This is a genomic window from Bradyrhizobium sp. MI1.7 (assembly GCF_055811795.1).
On the sequence record NZ_JBVVPO010000077.1, the window covers coordinates 1 to 18,318 of the forward strand.

General features: G+C 64.1%; 16 protein-coding genes. 4 read left to right on the plus strand and 12 right to left on the minus strand.

What is annotated here, in order from left to right:
* Nucleotides 1–110: 110 nt before the first annotated feature.
* The 3 genes from AC0L3X_RS39755 to AC0L3X_RS39765 all read right to left on the minus strand — a co-directional run bounded on the left by AC0L3X_RS39755 (nt 111) and on the right by AC0L3X_RS39765 (nt 3,187).
* Nucleotides 111–1,430 carry a TRAP transporter large permease gene (locus tag AC0L3X_RS39755; RefSeq protein WP_028151951.1) on the minus strand — a complete coding sequence of 440 codons (1,320 nt, stop codon included), beginning with the start codon at nt 1,428–1,430 and terminating at the stop codon, nt 111–113.
* A gap of 2 nt (nt 1,431–1,432) precedes the next feature.
* The gene (locus AC0L3X_RS39760; RefSeq protein ID WP_014498282.1) at nt 1,433–1,942 is read right to left on the minus strand and encodes a TRAP transporter small permease; all 510 of its coding nucleotides are present in this window, start codon (nt 1,940–1,942) and stop codon (nt 1,433–1,435) included.
* A gap of 228 nt (nt 1,943–2,170) precedes the next feature.
* Nucleotides 2,171–3,187, minus strand: coding sequence for a TRAP transporter substrate-binding protein (locus tag AC0L3X_RS39765; RefSeq protein ID WP_063980929.1), 1,017 nt, complete (start codon nt 3,185–3,187; stop codon nt 2,171–2,173).
* Between the two features lie 260 nt (nt 3,188–3,447).
* On the opposite strand from AC0L3X_RS39765, the gene pobA reads away from it, so the two are divergent.
* Complete coding sequence (gene pobA / locus AC0L3X_RS39770; RefSeq protein WP_063980930.1) at nt 3,448–4,617, plus strand: 4-hydroxybenzoate 3-monooxygenase; 1,170 nt, start codon at nt 3,448–3,450, stop codon at nt 4,615–4,617.
* Nucleotides 4,618–4,949: 332 nt separating this feature from the next.
* Complete coding sequence (locus AC0L3X_RS39775) at nt 4,950–5,369, plus strand: PaaI family thioesterase (protein ID WP_063980931.1); 420 nt, start codon at nt 4,950–4,952, stop codon at nt 5,367–5,369.
* Between the two features lie 145 nt (nt 5,370–5,514).
* On the opposite strand, the gene AC0L3X_RS39780 is transcribed toward AC0L3X_RS39775, so the two are convergent.
* The gene (locus AC0L3X_RS39780; RefSeq protein WP_063980932.1) at nt 5,515–6,399 is read right to left on the minus strand and encodes a LysR family transcriptional regulator; all 885 of its coding nucleotides are present in this window, start codon (nt 6,397–6,399) and stop codon (nt 5,515–5,517) included.
* 121 nt (nt 6,400–6,520) lie between these two features.
* Here AC0L3X_RS39780 and AC0L3X_RS39785 point away from each other — a divergent pair, with 121 nt between their 5' ends.
* A complete protein-coding gene (locus AC0L3X_RS39785; protein ID WP_283017992.1) occupies nt 6,521–7,156 on the plus strand; it encodes a pyridoxamine 5'-phosphate oxidase family protein in 636 nt (211 codons plus the stop codon).
* A 192-nt stretch (nt 7,157–7,348) separates the two neighbouring features.
* Here the strand turns inward: AC0L3X_RS39785 and AC0L3X_RS39790 are convergent, their stop codons facing one another.
* The 3 genes from AC0L3X_RS39790 to AC0L3X_RS39800 are packed head-to-tail and all read right to left on the minus strand — an operon-like array spanning nt 7,349 to nt 10,892.
* Nucleotides 7,349–8,080, minus strand: a complete 732-nt coding sequence (locus AC0L3X_RS39790; RefSeq protein WP_063980934.1) for an ABC transporter ATP-binding protein — start codon at nt 8,078–8,080, stop codon at nt 7,349–7,351.
* Nucleotides 8,077–9,846: a branched-chain amino acid ABC transporter ATP-binding protein/permease gene (locus AC0L3X_RS39795; protein WP_063980935.1), complete on the minus strand. Its 1,770-nt coding sequence runs from the start codon at nt 9,844–9,846 to the stop codon at nt 8,077–8,079. Before AC0L3X_RS39795 ends, AC0L3X_RS39790 begins: the two co-directional genes overlap by 4 nt.
* A 5-nt stretch (nt 9,847–9,851) precedes the next feature.
* On the minus strand, nt 9,852–10,892 hold the full coding sequence (locus tag AC0L3X_RS39800) for a branched-chain amino acid ABC transporter permease (RefSeq protein ID WP_063980936.1): 1,041 nt from the start codon (nt 10,890–10,892) through the stop codon (nt 9,852–9,854).
* Between the two features lie 177 nt (nt 10,893–11,069).
* Between AC0L3X_RS39800 and AC0L3X_RS39805 the strand changes: the two genes are divergently transcribed.
* Nucleotides 11,070–11,591: a MarR family winged helix-turn-helix transcriptional regulator gene (locus tag AC0L3X_RS39805; protein WP_071916733.1), complete on the plus strand. Its 522-nt coding sequence runs from the start codon at nt 11,070–11,072 to the stop codon at nt 11,589–11,591.
* A gap of 131 nt (nt 11,592–11,722) precedes the next feature.
* Here the strand turns inward: AC0L3X_RS39805 and AC0L3X_RS39810 are convergent, their stop codons facing one another.
* The 5 genes from AC0L3X_RS39810 to AC0L3X_RS39830 all read right to left on the minus strand — a co-directional run bounded on the left by AC0L3X_RS39810 (nt 11,723) and on the right by AC0L3X_RS39830 (nt 18,318).
* Complete coding sequence (locus tag AC0L3X_RS39810) at nt 11,723–13,006, minus strand: glycerate kinase type-2 family protein (RefSeq protein WP_283017993.1); 1,284 nt, start codon at nt 13,004–13,006, stop codon at nt 11,723–11,725.
* 183 nt (nt 13,007–13,189) lie between these two features.
* A complete protein-coding gene (locus tag AC0L3X_RS39815) occupies nt 13,190–14,419 on the minus strand; it encodes an ABC transporter substrate-binding protein (protein WP_063980937.1) in 1,230 nt (409 codons plus the stop codon).
* A gap of 240 nt (nt 14,420–14,659) precedes the next feature.
* On the minus strand, nt 14,660–15,886 hold the full coding sequence (locus AC0L3X_RS39820) for an ABC transporter substrate-binding protein (protein WP_063980938.1): 1,227 nt from the start codon (nt 15,884–15,886) through the stop codon (nt 14,660–14,662).
* A 142-nt stretch (nt 15,887–16,028) separates the two neighbouring features.
* Entirely contained in the window at nt 16,029–17,258 is a 1,230-nt protein-coding gene (locus tag AC0L3X_RS39825; protein ID WP_063980939.1) for an ABC transporter substrate-binding protein, read from the minus strand.
* Between the two features lie 40 nt (nt 17,259–17,298).
* Nucleotides 17,299–18,318, minus strand: a complete 1,020-nt coding sequence (locus AC0L3X_RS39830; RefSeq protein WP_028151939.1) for a branched-chain amino acid ABC transporter permease — start codon at nt 18,316–18,318, stop codon at nt 17,299–17,301.

Below are 18,318 nucleotides of genomic sequence, written 5' to 3' on the forward strand. Positions count from 1 at the left end.
TCTCCGCCCGCACACCTGCGTTTGCGGAGACAACCCCTCATCCGGCGCTTCGCGCCACCTTCTCCCACAAGGGGAGAGGGGACAACAGCGCGTCGCGCCGTAGGCGTTCACTAGTGCGCCATCATCCGTGTCGGCAGCCAGGTCGCCAGCAGCGGGAACGCGATCAAAATCACCAGCCGCACCAGATCCGTCGCCACGAACGGGATCACGCCCTTGAAGATGGTGGAGAAGGAGACGTCCTTCACCACGCTCTTGATGACAAAGACGTTCATCCCGACCGGCGGGTGGATCAGGCCGAGCTCGACGGTCATCACGATGATGACGCCGAACCAGATCGGATCAAACCCGAGATGCGTGATGACGGGGAAAATGATCGGCACGGTGAGGATGATCATCGCCATGGCGTCCATCAGGCAGCCGAGCACGAGATACATCACCATGATCAGCGCCAGCACGCCGTAGGGGCCGAGGCCGAGACCGGTGAGGAATTCGGTGACCTTCTGCGGCGTCTGCGTCACCGTGAGGAAGTAGCCGAAGATCAGCGCGCCGATCAGCACGGTGAACACCGCGGCCGCGGTGCGCGTCGCCTGCAGCAGCGAGGCCAAGATCTTCTCGCGATCGAGCCGTCCGGTGACAACGCCGATGATGAAGGCGCCCGCGGCGCCGACGCCGCCGGCTTCCGTCGGCGTGAAGCGCGGCAGGAAGGGCAGGCCGTAGAGGCCGCCGATCACGAAGACGAACAGCAAGACCGGCGCCCAGATGTCCTTCAGGCCCGCAAAGCGCTCGCGCCACGGCAGCACCTTGCCCTTGGGCAGGAAGTCCGGGCGGAAATGACCGATCAGGAAGATCGTGATCATGTACATGGTCATCGCCAGGAGGCCCGGAATGATGCCGGCGATGAAGAGCTTTCCGATGTCCTGCTCGGTGATGATGCCGTAGACCGCGAGCACGGTGGACGGCGGCAGCATCGCGCCGAGCGTGCCGCCGGCGGCGATCACGCCAGTGGCGAACGACTGCGGATAGCCGAAGCGGCGCATCTCGGGGTAGGCGACGGCGGAGAAGGTCGCGGCGGTCGCGACGGAGGAGCCGCAGATCGCGGCAAAGCCGCCGCAGGCGCCGACGGTGGCAATGCCGAGCCCGCCGCGCAGATGCCCGACGAAACCGTTGGCGGCGCGGAACAGCTCGCGGCTCATGCCGGAATTGCTGACGAAGGAGCCCATCAGCAGGAACATCGGGATGACGCCGAAGGTGTAGTCGGTGACCGTGCGCATCGAGGTCTGGCCGACCAGCTTCAGCGCCGCCGTCCCGTTGACGAGATAGGCGAAGCCGGACACGCCGACGAGGCCCATCGCCATGCCGACGGGCACGCGCAGCAGCATCAGGACAAACAGGGAAACGAAGCCGATTAAGGCGACGGCATCGGTGCTCATGATTACTCCGTCGCCTTCAATTTGGGATCGTGCATATCTTCGGGATGGAAGATCAGGCGGTAGGTGCGGATCGCGATCAGCAGCACGGCCGCGGCATCACCGATCCACGCGACCGCGAAGAACGGCCAGGTCGGCATGTGCATGTCGAAGGTCTGGACGTTGTCGTTGTAGGTGCCGCGCACCTTGTCGAACAGCGTCCAGGTCTGCACGGTGACGACGAACAGCAGCACCAGGGTCGCGAACACGTCGATCCAGCGCTGATAGCGCGGCCCGACATTGCCCCAGACGAGGTCGACCGTGATGTGGGTGCCGCGATAGGACGTCGCCGCGATGCCCCAGAAAATGAGAATGCCGAGCAGCATGCGGCCGATATCGAACGAGTCGGGGATCGAGTAGTTCAGCGTGTTGCGCAGCAGCACCGACAGGAAGATGTCGAGCGCGACGATGCCGACGAAGCCGGCCGCGATCCATTCGATCGTGTCGATGATGCGGTCCATCCAGGAGCGCTTCATGGGAGGTGTCACGTCGTGTGCTGTCATTGTTTGATCTCGGTCTCGCCGCGCACTTCACCTCGCCCCGCTTGCGGGGAGAGGTCGAATTCGAGCGCCGCTCGAATTCGGGTGAGGGGGACTCTCCGCGAATCGAGCTGTCACCGTCTCTGCGGAGGCAGCCCCCCAACCCTCTCCCCGTAAGAACGGGGAGAGGGGAAGAAGAGAGCCGGCCGCGGCCGCAGCTTGGCGCTACTCCGCCAGCGCGTTGTACTTCTTCAGCGACGCCTTCAGCTCGCTAAGCGCCGCGTCGGGATCGGCGCCGGCCTTCTTGGCGCCTTCGCCCCAGGTCTTGACCAAGGGATCGGCGGCCTTCTTCCAGGCGGCGGTCTGCTCCGGCGTCAGCTTGTAGACCTCGTGGCCGGCTTCCGCCTTCACCTTGTCGACGCCGGCGTCCTCGAACTTGCCCCAGTGCTCGCCGACCACGCCGGCCATCTCGGTCGAGCAGTTCTTGTCGATCGCGGCCTTCTGCTTGTCGGACATCGCGTTGTACTTGTCCTTGTTGATCACGAACACGAAGGTCGTGGTGTAGAGCGGCGCCTCCATGTCGTACTTGGTCACCTTGTCGATGCCGAACAGCACGAGGGAGCCCCAGGGGAAGGTGACGCCGTCGGCGACGCCGCGCTCGATGATGTCGCGCACTTCGGGCGCGGAGGACTGCACATTGGTGCCGCCGAGCGAGGTGACGAAATTCGCCATGGTGGCGTGCGCGGGGCGGATCTTCAGGCCCTTCACGTCCTCCGGCACCACGATCTTCTTCGTCTTGGAATGGAACGACGAAGGCGAGTGGACGAAGGCGAGGCAGTATTTGACGTCCTTCATCTCCTTCTCGGCATATTTGCGGTACCAGGCGTCCAGCCCCATCGAGCCGCCCTTGGCGTCCGAGATCAGGAACGGCAATTCGCCGGCGCCGACGATCGGGAAGCGGCCGGGCTGATAGCCGGGATTGACGTAGGTGACGTCGGCGATGCCGTCGCGTGCCATGTCGTAATGGTCAAACGCCTTGCCGAGCTGCTGGGCGGGAAACACCTTGCCCGTGATGGTGCCGCCGGAATCCTTATTCACCGCGGCCACCCAGTCTTCCAGGGACTTCTGCAGCGGATGCGAGGCCGGCACCCAGTGCGAGATCTTCAAATCGAAGGTCTTGTCCTGCGCGAACGCGGGGCTCACGCTTGCTGCCAGCAGCAACGCCAGACAGGCTTTCCTCATCGGTCGTCTCTCCCTGTTTCGACGGCGGGCTTCGATGGCCCGGTCTCATTAATTAACATGTTATCTAATTTGCCGGCGCGTTCAAGCCGGAACTGGCGCGGCGCGCCGCCGCGTCATCTACGTCAGCCATGTTGCATGGATTTGTCGCTGCCCGGGCGCACTCCCCTTTTGCCCAACGATTATATGATATAATTATCTTGCGCGGACCGACGCGACAAGCGAGCCGCGGCGAAAACCTACAGGATCGGGAGGAGCAAGTATTGCGGACAAAAGTCGCAATCATCGGGGCCGGGCCGGCCGGATTGTTGCTTGGGCAACTGCTGCACCAATACGGCATCGACAATGTGATTCTGGAGCGGCAGAGCCCGGACTACGTGCTCGGCCGCATCCGCGCGGGCCTCCTGGAGGAGGGAACCGTCGCGCTGCTCGACCAGATTGGCGCCAGCGCGCGGGCGCATGCCGAGGGCCTGGTGCATGAAGGCATCGAGCTCGCCTTTTCCGGGCGCCGTCACCGCATCGACATGAAGGCCGCGACCGGCAAGACGGTCATGATCTATGGCCAGACCGAGGTCACGCTCGACCTGATGAATGCGCGCAAGGCCGCGGGTCTCACCTCGGTCTACGAGGCCAAGGACGTGCAGCCGCATGATTTCGACGGCAGTCGGCCGCGCGTCACCTATGTCAAGGACGGGGTCACCCACACGATCGATTGCGACTTCGTCGCCGGCTGCGATGGCTTTCACGGCGTCAGCCGCGCCAGCGTCCCGGCCACAGCGATCGAGGAGTTCGAGCGGGTCTATCCGTTCGGCTGGCTCGGCATTCTGTCCGAGACGCCCCCTGTCAGCCACGAGCTGATCTATTCCAATCACGCTCGCGGCTTCGCGCTCTGCACCATGCGCTCGACACACCGTAGCCGCTACTATGTGCAGTGCTCGCTCGACGACCATGTCGACCAGTGGCCGGACGACCGCTTCTGGGACGAATTGAAGCGCCGGCTCGACCAGGAGGCGGCCGACAGTCTGGTCACGGGCCCCTCGATCGAGAAGAGCATTGCGCCGCTGCGCAGCTTCGTCGCCGAGCCGATGCGGTTCGGCAAGATGTTCCTGTGCGGCGACGCCGCCCACATCGTGCCGCCGACCGGCGCGAAGGGGCTGAACTTAGCTGCCAGCGATGCGCATTATCTGTCGAACGCACTCCGCGAATTCTACGACGAGAAATCCAACGCCGGCATCGACGCCTATTCCGCCACGGCGCTGGCGCGGGTCTGGAAAGCGGTGCGCTTCTCCTGGTGGATGACCTCGATGCTGCACAAATTCCCCGACACCGGCACCATCGGCGGGCGCATCCAGCTCGCCGAGCTCGACTACGTCACGCAGTCGCAGGCCGCGATGACGTCGCTGTCGGAGAACTATGTGGGGCTGCCGTTTTAGGAGGGTGGTCGATGCCGTAGATGCCGTAGGGTGGGCAAAGCGTAGCGTGCCCACCAGCTTTTGCGTTTGCTACGAGATGGTGGGCACGGCGCTATGCGCCTTTGCCCACCCTACGGCATCGCGTGCTTTCTCCACATCGTCATTGCGAGCGAAGCGAAGCAATCCAGACTGTTTCCGCGGAGAAAGTCTGGATTGCTTCGTCGCTTCGCTCCTCGCAATGACGGGAGTGCCCATTTCAAACACCCGCGCAAATTCCGTTTAAAACTTTGTAGGCAGTGAAACTGTCATCCACATCGCGTTCAATGGCGCCAACCAGCAACGCGAGACACGCTATGACCGACACCGACATCCCTGACGGCTTCGAGCCGCTTTCCCGCAAGAGTCCGCTCACCGAGCCGTGGGAGCCGCTCTACGCGAAGAAAACCGACAAGGCCGTGATCATCGGCCTGCGCCTCGCCAGGCCGCACACCAACGGCCGCGGCCTGATCCATGGCGGCCTCATCGCCGCACTCGCGGACAACGCCATGGGCTATAGCTGCGCGCAGATGACGAACTGGACCACCTCGTTCGTCACGATCTCGCTCACGGTCGATTTTGTCGGCTCTGCCGAGATCGGCCAGTGGCTTGCGATCGAGAGCGACGTGATCAGGACCGGCAAGACGATCTGTTTCGCGCAGAGTCTCGCAAAGGCCGATGACGTCGTGATCGCACGCGCCAGCGGGACGTTCCGCGTGGTGCCGAAGAAAGGGTAAGGCTCTCGTGCCCCGGACGCGGTGCGGCGCGAAGTGCCGCTCCGCAGAGCCGGGGCCCATCCACCCGCAGCCCTTGCTCTGGCCTTCTGGGTCCCGGCTCTGCGCAGCAACGCTACGCGTTGCAGCGCGTCCGGGACACGAGACCTCACCCAAACCGCCACTCCGCCGTCTCCACCACGAGATCGACGAACGCCCGCACCTTGGCCGAGAGCAGGCGCGAGGTCGGATAGACGATGTGGATCGGCAGCGCCGGCTGCTCGTATTTCGCCAGCACGATTTTGAGCCGCCCGCGCTTCAGGCCCTCCGCGGCCTGATAGGCCAGCACCCGCGTGATGCCCCCGCCGGCTTCTGCATATTGCAGGGCGGCGTCGGCGCTGTTGCTGGTAAAACGTGGCGTCGGCGTCCACTCGATATCGCGGCCGTCCTGCACGAAGTGCCAATTGGCGTAGGGGCCGAACGCGATGGTCTGGTGCGCGAGCAATTCCTGTGGCGTCTTCGGCTCGCCGTGGCGCTTCAGGTAGCCCGGCGTCGCCACCGTGATCCGCCGCATCTCGCCGACCTGGCGTGCGACCAGCCAAGAATCGGCGAGATGGCCGATCCGCACCGCGGCATCGACCGCGTCCTCGACGAGATTGACGAGGTTGTCCGAGAGCCTGAGCTCGGCCGTGACCTCCGGATAGCGCTTGAGATAATCGGTCATGACCGGCGAGACATGCAGCCGCCCGAAGCCGAGGGGCGCCGACACCACCAGACGGCCGCTCGGCCGGTTGCGCTCCTCGCGCGCGGAGCCGTCGGCCTCCTCGACATCGGCGAGGATGCGCCGCGCGCGCTCCAGATAGCGCGTGCCGACATCGGTCAATCTCACCTGCCGGGTGGTGCGCTGCAGCAGCCGCGCGCCGAGATGCTCCTCCAGCGCTGCGATCAACCGCGTTACCGCCGAAGGCGACAGCCGCAGCTTTCGCGCCGCCGGCGCAAAACCGCGCAGATCGGCGACGGTGACGAAGACGTGCATGGCTTCGAGGCGGTCCATGGTATTATTGCATATATTGCAATGATGAAGTGTCAAGCGGCCAGATTGTTTTGCCCGCCGGAAGGTCCACCTTAGACAGCGAAAGACGCAGGGATGCGCCGGGATTTCAGGAGATGTTCCGATGACGGCAACTCACACCTACGCCAGCGACGTGGCGTTCACGCCGGCGGTGAAATCGATCCAGACACGAAAGGGATCACGCGAAGGCTATGCTCATGCCGAGCAGCGCGGATGGCGCACCGAGGTCGACGAGAACCTTGCGGCGTTCCTGGCTGACGCCAACAGCTTTTATTTCGCGACCGCGTCGGGCGATGGCCAGCCCTACATCCAGCACCGCGGCGGCCCCAAGGGGTTTTTGAAGGTGCTGGACAAGCAGACGCTGGCTTTCACGGACTACGCCGGCAACCGGCAATACATTACGCAGGGAAACCTGTCCGAGAATCCCAAGGCCTATATCTTCGTGATGGACTACGCCCATCGCCGCCGCGTCAAGATCTGGGGCGAGGCGCGCGTCGTCGAGGACGACGAGGCGCTGACGACGTCGCTGATGCCCAAGGGGTACCGCGCGCGCCCTGAGCAGGTGATCCTGTTCAAGATCGCAGCGTGGGACACCAACTGCCCGCAGCACATTCCGCAGAAGTTCGATGCGCCGGATGTCGCGGCAGCGCTGGCGGCGAGGGATGCGAGGATCGCGGAGCTGGAAGCGGAGGTCGCGGCGTTGAAGGGAAAAGCGAGTCTGCCTTCAAGCGAAAGCTAGTGCGGCTCGCACGGTACACCCTCTCCCCCTGTGGGAGAGGGTGGCTCGCGGCGTAGCCGCGAGACGGGTGAGGGGTGCCTCTCCGCAGGCGATGGTCCCACGTTGTCATTCGTGGAGAGAACCCCTCATCCGGCGTGCTTACGCGCGCCACCTTCTCCAACGAGGGAAAAGGAAGAGGAGCCAGCCAAGAAATCAGATCACACTCGCGCCTTCGTGCTGGAAGCCGAGATAGCTTGCCGCGACGCGCTCGTTCGCCGCGACATCGCTCGCCTTGCCGCTGAGCACGAACTCGCCGAGCTCCATGACATAGGCCTGGTCCGCGATCTTCAGTGCGGCCTGTGCGTTCTGCTCGACCAGCAGTACGGAGACGCCGCTGGCGCGGAGCTCAGTGACGATGCGGAAGATGTCGGCGACGATGATCGGGGCGAGGCCGAGGCTCGGCTCGTCCAGCATCAAGAGCTTGGGCTCGCCCATCAGCGCACGGCCCATCGCGAGCATCTGCTGCTCGCCGCCGGAGAGGGTGCCCGCCAACTGCTTGCGCCGCTCCTTCAGCCGCGGAAACAGCGTGTAGACGCGCTCCATCGAGGTTTTCGCCTTGCTTCGCTCGATGCGGAAGGCACCCAGCTCCAGATTGTCCTCGACATTCATGGTCACGAACAATTCGCGGTGCTCGGGGACGAGGCCGAGCCCCATCGCGACGCGGTCCTCGATGTCGAGCCGTGACAGATCCTGCCCGGCGAAGGCGACGCGGCCCTTCAGCGGCAAGATGCCCATGATGGCGGAGAGCAGCGTGGTCTTGCCGGCGCCATTGGCCCCGACGATGGTGACGATCTGGTTGGCGCCGACCTCGAGCGAGACCGAACGCACGGCCTCGACCTTGCCATAGGCGACATGTGCGTCGGCGACGGACAACAGCGCGCTCATGCCGCCACTCCGAGATAGGCCTTGATCACTTCGGGATTGGTCTTGATCGTGGCGGGCGTGCCTTCCGCGATCTTGGTGCCGAAATCGAGCACCACGATGCGGTCGGCGAGATTCATCACGAAGCCCATGTCGTGCTCCACCAAGAGCACACTCATGCCGCCGTCGCGCAATTCGCGGAGCAGCGCGGCAAGGCGCTGCTTCTCCATGTGGCGCAGGCCGGCGGCAGGCTCGTCGAGCAGCAGCAGCATCGGATCGACGCACAGCGCCCTTGCGATCTCGACGATGCGCTGCTGGCCGAGCGAGAGCGAGCCTGCGAGCTGATGCATCTGCTCGGCGAGGCCCACGCGCTCGATCTGGCGGGCGGCCTCCGCGAGCAGCCTCGCCTCATCGGCGCGGTCGAGCCGCAGCATCGAGGAGATCGGTCCCGAATGGCCGCGCAGGTGCGCGCCGATCGCGACATTCTCCAGCACGGTCATATCAGGGACGAGCTTCACATGCTGGAAGGTGCGGGAGATGCCGAGCTTGACGATCTCCTGCGGTGGCGCCCTGTCGACCTTCTTGCCGAGCACCGAGATCGAGCCCGATGTCGCCGACAGCACGCCGGTGATCAGGTTGAACGTCGTGCTCTTGCCGGCGCCGTTCGGTCCGATCAACGCGACGATCTCGCGGGCCTGCACGTCGAAGGAGACGTTGTTGACCGCGATCACGCCACCGAACTGCTTTCGCGCCTTCTCGACCTGGAGCAGGACGCCGGACTGGCCGGCCGCGCGGGTGCGCTGCTCCAGTTTCAGCGAGGTGTCCGGCTTCTTGCCACTGGTGCGCTCGGGCAGGAACGACATCAGCCAGGGCCAGACGCCGCCGGGCGCAAGCTGGAGCAGCGCCACCAGCATGATGCCGAACACGATGGTCTCGACCTGTCCGGAGCCCGGCAGGATCAGCGGCAAATAGCTTTGCAGCACCTCCTTCAGGACCACGACGATCGCCGCGCCCAGCACGCCGCCCCAGACATAGCCGGCGCCGCCGACCACCGCGATGAAGAGATATTCGATGCCGGCCTGCGCGCCGAACGGCGTCGGGTTCACCGCGCGCTGGAGATGCGCGTAGAGCCAGCCGGAGAGGCCGGCGAGCACCGCGGCGTGGATGAACACCAGGAGCTTCGCGCGCGGCGTGTGCACGCCGAACGCTTCGGCTGCGACGTGTCCGCGGCGCAGCGCGCGGATGGCGCGGCCGGTGCGGGAATCCAGCAGGTTCATCGTGAGCAGGGCCGAGAGGATCACGGCAACCCAGATCGCGTAATAGATCGAGCCGGGCGAGAGCATCTTGAACGAGCCGATCGACAGCGGCGGGATCGCCGAGATGCCGTCGTTTCTTCCCAGGAATTCCAGCTTGCTGAAGAGATAGAACAGGCCCAGCCCCCAGGCGAGCGTGCCGAGCGGCAGATAGTGCCCGGAGAGACGGACGGTCACCAGCCCGAGCAGCACCGCCAACGATCCGCTGACCAACAGCGACAGCGGCAAGGTCAGCCACGGCGACAGGCCATAGGCCGTCGACAGCACCGCGGTGGTGTAGGCGCCGAACCCGACGAAAGCCGCCTGGCCAAACGAGGTCAGGCCGCCGACGCCGGTGAGCAGCACGAGGCCCATCGCGACGAGGGCGGCAAGGCCGATATTGTCGAGCAGCACGATCCAGAACGGCGGCATGCCCGGGAGATGCGGGATCGCCGCCATGAGAAGCGCGAAGAGGAGGATGGGAAGCCGGCTCTGCATGCGCGTCAGTCCTTCTCTTCCTCGACCGCGGGCGCGGCGAGCGAGCGCAGCAGCAGCACGGGGATCAGCAGCATGAAGACGATCACTTCCTTGTAGTTGGAGGCGTAGAAGGACGAGAACGCCTCGACGATGCCGACGACCAGCGCCGCGACGGCGGTGAGCGGATAGCTGACGAGGCCGCCGATGATCGCGGCAACGAAGCCCTTGAGGCCGATCAGGAACCCAGAGTCGTAATAGAGCGTCGTGATCGGCACGATCATGATGCCCGACAGCGCGCCGATGACGGAGGCCAGCAGGAAGGCGATCTGCCCTGACAGCGTGGTGCGGATGCCGGCAAGGCGGGCGCCGAGCCGGTTCACGGCGGTCGCGCGCAGCGCCTTGCCGTAGAGCGTCAGCCCGAAGAACAGCCAGAGCCCGATGATGAAGGCGACGGTGATACCGTAGACGGTGATGCTCTGGCCGGTGAAGCGCAGTGCGCCGGCCGTGAAGGAGCCGGACAGCACGGCAGGCCCGCGCTGGCCTTCGGCGCCGAAGAACAGCAGGCCCAGTCCCTGCAGCGCGAGGTGGACGCCCACCGATGCGATCAGCAGCACCAGCACGGAGGTGTGCGCCAGCGGCTGGAACGCGATGCGGTAGAGGTAGAGGCCGATCATCGCCACGATCACCAGCGACAGCGCGATGCAGACCGCCACCGGCGGCTTCTGGGCGGCGAAGTAGATGGTCAGCGCCAGCACGATGGCCGGCAGCACGACGTTGGTGACGAGGCTGCGCACGATCAGGCGGCCGTGCAGCGCCTTGCGCGCCACGAACAGGTCGAACACGAAGGCGCCGATGCCCAGCGCCAACGCGAGCTTTGCCGTGCCCGGCATCTGGCCCGCGGCCAGCGAGGCATAGGTCAGCGCGCCGTAGGTGACGAATTCGCCCTGGGGAATGAGGATGACGCGCGTGACGGCGAACACCAGCACCAGCGCCAGGCCGAGCAGCGCGTAGATCGCGCCATTGGTGATGCCGTCCTGTACCAGGAACAGCATGATGGTGGTATTCAAGACCGGACGCTCCCCCTCAAAGATCGGGACCGGGCTCCGCAATTGCGGTGGACGGTCCGCTCACAGCCATTGAAACGCTGACGATATTTGATATGGTCCATAACAATTATCAAATATAACTTCAAGGGTGGGGCGGACGACCCGCCCCGAATTTAGCGGGATCACGAGCACGAGGCGATGACCGTTTCCAAAACCGCTGAAAAGTCTTCTGAAAAGCCCGGCGACGCGGCCAAGGGCCGCAAGGACGCGGCCGAGGCCCAGCCTGAAGCCCTCCAGCTTGGCGAGCTCTCCGAACAGCTCGGCTACGTGCTGAAGCGGGCGCAGCTCAAGGTGTTCGAGAACTTTTTGCGCTGCATGGCCTCGCTCCAGCTCACGCCCGCGCAGTTCTCCGTGCTGCTGCTGGTCGAGAAGAATCCGGGCCGTAACCAGACCGAGATTGCCTCGACCCTCGGCATCCTGCGCCCGAACTTCGTGGCGATGCTCGACAATCTGGAGAGCCGCGACCTTTGCGCGCGGATCCGCTCCACCAACGACCGCCGCTCGCACATCCTGGTGCTGACCGACAAGGGTAAGGCCGTGCTGACCCGGGCGAAAAAGCTCGTCGCCACCAAGCACGAGTCCCGGCTGAACGAGCTGCTCGGGCAGGCCAATCGCGAAGCCCTGATCGGGATGCTCTCGAAGATCGCGAACGAGTTTTGAGGCCCGGCTGTCATCGCCCGGCTTGACCGGGCGATCCAGTACTCCGAGACGTTTGTGATCGAACCGATAGGCCGCGGCGTACTGGATTCCCCGCCTTCGCGGGGAATGACAGCGAGACCTGGGCAGGCGCCTCAATCCACCAAAATCACCCGGATATCGTTCACGTTCGTCAGTGTCGGTCCCGGCATCAGCAGATCGCCGGTCGCCTCGAAGAACGTCGTCGCGTCGTTGTTGTCCAGATACGCCTGCGGCTGAAGCGCCAGCGCCTTCATCTTCGCGAACGTTGCAGCATCAATCAGCGCGCCGGCGGGATCGGTGGGATGGCCGGCGCCTCCATCGGCGCCGTCGGTGTCGCCGGCGAGGGCGGAAATGTCAGGCGTGTCCTTCAGCAGGCCGGCGAGCGCCAGCGCATATTCCTGGTTGGGGCCGCCGCGCCCATTGCCGCGCACGGTAACGGTGAGTTCGCCGCCGGAGAGGATCGCGAGGCGCTTGCCTTGCGCGCGCGCCTGAAGCGCGAGCCTGGCGTGATCGGCGGCGACCTCGCGCGCCTCGCCTTCGAGATCGGCGCCGAGATCGATGGTCTCGTAGCCCGCTTCCTTGGCGAGCTTCACCGCGGCGTCGAGCGATTGCTTGGGCCGCGCGATCAGCTCGAAATGCGCGCGGGCAAAGGCGGCATCATCAGGCTTGGCACTTTCGTTGGCGGGGTCGTCGAGCGCGCGGCGGACGGCGTCGTCGATGGCGAGCTTGTACTTCGCGACGATCGCGCGCGCATCCGCCAGGGTGGTCGGATCGGGCACGGTGGGGCCGGAGGCGATGGCGGACGGATCGTCGTGCGGCACGTCGGAGATCGCGAGCGTCACGATCTCGGCGGCATTCTTGCCGGCGCGCGCCAGCCGGCCGCCCTTGATCCGCGACAAATGTTTCCGGACCGTGTTCATCTCGCCGATCGGCGCGCCCGAGCGGAGCAGCGCCTTGTTGACCGCCTGCTTCTGCGCGAAGCTGATGCCGTCCACCGGCGCGATCCAGTTCGCCGAGCCGCCGCCGGTGAGCAGCACCAGCAGCAGATCGTCGGGCCCGGCCTCGCTCGCGAGCGCGAGCGTATCGGCGGCGCCCTTCAGGCCGGCCTCGTCGGGCACGGGATGGCCGGCCTCGACCACGCGGATGCGGCGCGTCGGCACGCCGTAGCCGTGGCGCGTGGTGGCGATGCCGACGAGGCGCTCCGGCGCGAGCTTGAGCGTGTCGAGATAATGCCGTTCGGCGGCCGCGGCCATCGCACCCGCGCCCTTGCCGGCGGCGAGGCAGATCACGCGCCCTTTAGGTGCGGGCCGCAGATGCGGCGCCAGAATCGTGCTGGGATGGGCGGCGGCAACGGCGGCGTCGTAAAGCGCGCGGAGCAGGGGACGTCGGTCGGTCATGGCGAAGGCCTTCAGCGAACTGAAATGATGGCGACAAAATCGCCGGCTCCCTGCCTACCGCATCAGGCGCCAAAGCGTAAGCGGGCTTTACCATCATTCGATTGTGCAATCGCGTGATCATAATCCGCGCGCAAGCAAAAGCCCCCTGCGATGGCTGCGCAGGGGGCTCTCTGTCGTTTGGGGTTAGCCGCCGACGTCGGCGCTGATCACGTCTCCGAACAGCTCCCACTTCTCGCCCTTGAACTTCTCGAGTTGAAGCTGGCTGATCGGCGCGAAATCGGTCGGCGAGGTGTTGACCTTCACGCCCGGCAGCAGCGCCTCGGTGCGGAAGTCCTTCACGTTCGCCGCCTGCTTCATGATGTTCTCGCGCGTGAGATTGTCACCGCACTGCTTCAAGACCTGGACCAGTGTCTGCGCCACGGCATAGCCGACGATCGTGCCCTTATCGAGCTTGTCGCCCTCGGGGAAGTATTTGGTCATGAACGCCAGAAACTCCTTCATGCCGGGATCGTTGTTCCACGCGGGATCCGACACGTCCTTGAGATAGTCGGCCGAGATGATGTCCTGACCGTTCTCGAAGCCGGCCGGCTTCATCACGCTGCCGACGGAGGCCGAGACGTTGTTGAGGAAGTGCAGCGGCTTCCAGCCGATCTCGGCATTCTTCTTGATCGCTTGCGCGGCGAATTTCGGCGTCGTGATGTTCATGAAGACGTCGGCGCCGGTCGACTTCAGCTTGACGATGTGATTGTCGATGGTCGGCTCGGAGGTCTCGTAGCTCTCTTCGATGACGATCATCGAGGCGGCCTTGGACCCTAAGCCGTCCTTGAGGCCCTTGAGATAGTCCTTGCCGTAATCGTCGTTCTGGTAAAGCACCGCGATCTTGGCGTCCGGCTTGTTCTTGAGCAGCCACTTCGCATAGATCTGCGTCTCGCTCTGGTAATTGGGCTGCCAGCCCATCGTCCAGGGGAAGTTCTGCGGATCGTTCCACTTGGTGGCGCCGGTCGCGACGAACAGCTGCGGCACCTTCTTCGAGTTCATGTATTTGTGGATCGCCGAGTTCGGCGGCGTGCCGAGCGAGTTGAAGATGAACAGCACCTCGTCGCTCTCGACCAGCTTGCGGGCCTGCTCCACCGTCTTCGGCGGCGAGTAGGCGTCGTCATAGGAGATGTAATTGATCTTGCGGCCGTTGATGCCGCCCTCGTCGTTGATCTTCTTGAAATAGGCGGCTTCGGTCCGCCCGATGATGCCGTAGGCGGAGGCCGGTCCGCTGTAGGGCATGATGTTGCCGATCTTGATTTCGGTGTCGGTCGCGCCGGTATCGTATTTCTTCTGGGCCGATGCAGTGGAGGCCGAGGCCGCAATGAGCGCAAGCGCCAGTGACGCGGCCGCAAGTTTGCCGGTGACAGCGGGCATTCCTATCTCCCTATTTTCTTGGTGTGTGTGCGTCCCTTTTCTTGGCTTGATGATTTTTGGCGGCGCGGAGGCAATTCAATACGATTTACCGGGAGCCTTCAACAGAAAGCCCCCGCGGCTGTGTCGCAGGGGCTGCTCCTTTAGTAGTCAAGGACCGGCGCGCGCTGGTGTGCGACTGCGAGACGGCGCCGCTGTCTTGAGTTGATTAAACAGCCGGTGGCGATTTTGAGTTGCGCGACTTCAGTGGCCGAGCTCACTCGAGATGATGTCGCCGAACAGCTCCCATTTCCTGCCCTTGAACCGCATCATCTGGAGCTGCTCGATCGGGGCGAAATTATCGGCCGAGGTGTTGATCTTGATGCCGGGCAGCAGCGTGTCGGGCTCGAAATCCTTCAAGGAAGCGGCCTGCTTCATGACGTTCTCATGGGTGAGCTCGTCGCCGCACATCTGCAGCACCTTCACCATGGTCTGGGCCGCGGCATAGCCGAACACCACGCCGGCATCGAGCTTGTTGGCCTTGGGGTCGTACTGCGCGAGGAAATTATAGAACTTCTTCATGCCGTCATCGGCATTCCATTGCGGGTCGGAGCCGTCCTTGGTGTAGCTCGCCGACAGGATGCCTTGCGAGATCTCCAGGCCCGCGGGCTCGAGCACGCCGCCGACCGACGCCGAGACGTTGGAGATGATGTGGACCGGATGCCAGTTGATCTCGGCCGCCTTCTTGATCGCCTGCGCCGCGAATTTCGGCGTGGTGATGCTGAGGAAGACGTCGGCGCCCGAGGCCTTCAGCTTCACGACGTGCTCGTCGATCGCGGGCTCCGACGTGTCGTAGCCGTCTTCGAGCACGATCATCGACGCCTTGGCCCCTAAGCCGTCCTTCAGCCCTCTCAGATAGTCCTTGCCGAAATCGTCGTTCTGGTAGAGCACGCCGATCTTCGCGTCCGGCTTCTCCTTCATGATGTATTTGGCGTAGATGCGCGCCTCGCTGGCGTAGCTCGGCTGCCAGCCCATGGTCCACGGATATTGCTTCGGATCGTTCCACTTGGAGGCGCCGCTCGCCACGAACAGCTGCGGCACCTTCTTCTCGTTCATGTATTTGCGGATGGCGCCGTTGGTGGAGGTGCCGAGCGAGCCGAAGATCAGCAGCACGCCGTCGCTCTCGACCAGCTTGCGCGCCTGCTCCACCGTCTTCGGCGGCGAATAGCCGTCGTCGTAGGAGATGAACTTGATCTTGCGGCCGTTGATGCCGCCCTCGGCATTGATCTTGTTGAAATAGGCTTCCTCGGCCTTGCCGATCGCGGCGTAGGCGGACGCCGGCCCGCTATAGGGCATGATGTTGCCGATCTTGATCTCGGTATCGGAAGCGCCGCTGTCGTATTTCTTTTGCGCCAGTGCCGGGCTGCTCATCGCAGTGCACAACGCGAGCGCGGCCGAAACGGCCGCAACCTGAAATCGAACGACAGTCATCTTTCTCCACCCGGAATGGATCGGCGCCGCATTGAACAAGATTGACGCCTGACGTCAACAAAAAGCCCCCGCGGTCGCCCGCGGGGGCTTTGTCAGATTTGACTAGACTTGAACTGACCAGACTTGGACTATTGCGTCAGCGTCACTCGGAAGCGACGTCGCCGCTGATGATCTCGCCGAACAGTTCCCACTTCTCGCCCTTGAAGCGCTGCATCTGGAGCTGCGATATCGGGGCGAAGTCGGTGGCGCTGGTGTTGATCTTGACGCCGGGCAGCAGCGTGTCCGGTGCAAAATCCTTCAAGGAAGCGGCCTGCTTCATCAGGTTGGCGCGGGTGAGGTCGTCACCGCACATCTCCAGCGTCTTGACCAGGGTCGACGCCGCGCCATAGCCGTAGACCATGCCGGTGTCGGTCTTGTCGGCGCCGGGCATGTACTTGTCGACGAACTCGTTCCACTTCTTCATGCCGGGATCGTTGTTCCACTGCGGGTCGGTGGAATCCTTGGCATAGGCCGCCGACAGCACGTCCTGCGAGGCCTCGAAGCCGGCCGGCTTCATCACGCTGCCGACCGAGATCGACACGTTGGTGAGGATCTGGAGCGGCTTCCAGCTGAGCTCGGCGGTCTTCTTGATGGTCTGGGCCGCGAACTTCGGCGTCGCGTAGATCAGCAGCACGTCGGGATTGGCGGCCTTGATCTTGACGATGTGGCCGTCGATCGACGGCTCGGAGACCTCGTAGCTCTCTTCCATGATGATCATGGACGCGCCCTTGGCGCCGAGACCGTCCTTGGTGCCCTTGAGGTAGTCTTTGCCGAAATCGTCGTTCTGGTAGAGGATCGCGACCTTGGCGTTCGGCTTTTCCTTCATCAGCCATTTCGCGTAGATCTGCGCTTCGCTCTGGTAGGAGGGCTGCCAGCCGATGGTCCAGGGGAAGTTCTTCGCGTCGTTCCACTTGGTGGCGCCGGTGGCGACGAACAGCTGCGGGATCTTCTTGGCGTTCAGGTACTTCTGGATCGCGGTGTTCGAGGGCGTGCCGAGCGGATTGTACACGGCCAGCACTTCGTCGCTCTCGACCAGCTTGCGGACCTGCTCGACGGCCTTCGGCGGCGAATAGGCGTCGTCATAGGTGACGAAGTTGATCTTGCGGCCGTTGATGCCGCCCTTGTCGTTGATCATCTTGAAATAGGCTTCTTCGGTCTTGCCGATGATGCCATAGGCAGACGCCGGACCGCTGTACGGCATGATGTTGCCGATCTTGATCTCGGTATCGGACGCGCCGGTGTCGTATTTCTTCTGGGCAAGTGCTGCGCCGGAGGTGAGGGTCGCGACCGCCGTTACGAGTGCGGTGGTTCGCAGTATTCTTCCGAAAAGCAATTGGGTCTCCTTGGTTAAAACAACAGTCTGGATGGACGTTTCAGTTCTTCCTGAGCCGACCGGCGAGTTGCTGGCCCAGGATCGCGACTTGCCTTGCGCCATGCGGCACGAGGTAGATGACGAGGAACAGGAGCACGCCGAACACCGCGCCGGAGAGGCCCTTGGAGATGCCCTCCGCGATGTTCGGTACGAAAATGATGAAGGCAGCGCCGACGATCGAGCCGGGCAGCCAGCCGACGCCGCCGACGACCATGCCGAGGAACAGCGAGATTGCGAGCGTGATGGTGTAGCTGTCGGGCGCGACGAACTGCACCGCAATGGCGCCAAGCGAGCCGGCGATGCCGGTGATGGCGGCGGAGACGCCGAAGGCCAGCGTCTTGTACAGCGCGACGTCGACGCCCATCGCGGAGGCCGCGATCTCGTTGTCGCGGATCGCCATGAAGGCGCGGCCCGAGCGGGAGCGCAGCAGGTTCACCGAGAAGATGTAGATCGCAATCACGACCACGAGCGTGAAGTAGTACAGCCACATGTCCTGCGACATCGGCAGCCCGAACGGCGCATCCGGCTTGGTGACGACGAGGCCCTGCACGCCGCCGGTCCAGTGCTCGAGGAAGTTCAGCTTGAGGAGCTGCGGCATGGCGGTGGCGAGCGCGAAGGTCGCAAGCGCGAGGTAGACGCCGGAGAGCCGCAGCGCCGGCTGCCCGAACAGGAAGCCGAAGCCGAAACAGACGACGCCGGCGATCGGCAGCGTCAGCGCGTAATTGACGTTGAAGTGCTCCATCAGCACCGCTGTCGTATAGGCACCGACCGCGTAGAACGCGCTCTGGCCGAGCGAGAACTGGCCGCTTCCGCCGGTCAGGATGTTCAGCGCCAGCACCGCGAGCCCGTAGATCAGGAGCATCGTCATCTGGAAGATGATGAAGTTCTTGACGAAAACGGGTGCGATCAGCAGTGCCGCGAGCACCACCAGCGAGGTGCCGGTGCCCAGCGTCATGGCCCGCTTCGGAACAGCCTCGACCGCCTCGTGGCCTTCTGCAACGACTTCTTCTGCAGCGCTCAT

Coding starts and splice junctions, on each gene's coding strand:
- AC0L3X_RS39755 (WP_028151951.1), bottom strand. CDS start 1,430: ATGAGCACCGATGCCGTCGCCTTAATCGGCTTCGTTTCCCTGTTTGTC.
- AC0L3X_RS39760 (WP_014498282.1), bottom strand. CDS start 1,942: ATGAAGCGCTCCTGGATGGACCGCATCATCGACACGATCGAATGGATC.
- AC0L3X_RS39765 (WP_063980929.1), bottom strand. CDS start 3,187: ATGAGGAAAGCCTGTCTGGCGTTGCTGCTGGCAGCAAGCGTGAGCCCC.
- AC0L3X_RS39775 (WP_063980931.1), top strand. CDS start 4,950: ATGACCGACACCGACATCCCTGACGGCTTCGAGCCGCTTTCCCGCAAG.
- AC0L3X_RS39780 (WP_063980932.1), bottom strand. CDS start 6,399: ATGGACCGCCTCGAAGCCATGCACGTCTTCGTCACCGTCGCCGATCTG.
- AC0L3X_RS39785 (WP_283017992.1), top strand. CDS start 6,521: ATGACGGCAACTCACACCTACGCCAGCGACGTGGCGTTCACGCCGGCG.
- AC0L3X_RS39790 (WP_063980934.1), bottom strand. CDS start 8,080: ATGAGCGCGCTGTTGTCCGTCGCCGACGCACATGTCGCCTATGGCAAG.
- AC0L3X_RS39795 (WP_063980935.1), bottom strand. CDS start 9,846: ATGCAGAGCCGGCTTCCCATCCTCCTCTTCGCGCTTCTCATGGCGGCG.
- AC0L3X_RS39805 (WP_071916733.1), top strand. CDS start 11,070: ATGACCGTTTCCAAAACCGCTGAAAAGTCTTCTGAAAAGCCCGGCGAC.
- AC0L3X_RS39810 (WP_283017993.1), bottom strand. CDS start 13,006: ATGACCGACCGACGTCCCCTGCTCCGCGCGCTTTACGACGCCGCCGTT.
- AC0L3X_RS39815 (WP_063980937.1), bottom strand. CDS start 14,419: ATGCCCGCTGTCACCGGCAAACTTGCGGCCGCGTCACTGGCGCTTGCG.
- AC0L3X_RS39820 (WP_063980938.1), bottom strand. CDS start 15,886: ATGACTGTCGTTCGATTTCAGGTTGCGGCCGTTTCGGCCGCGCTCGCG.
- AC0L3X_RS39830 (WP_028151939.1), bottom strand. CDS start 18,318: ATGAGCGCTGCAGAAGAAGTCGTTGCAGAAGGCCACGAGGCGGTCGAG.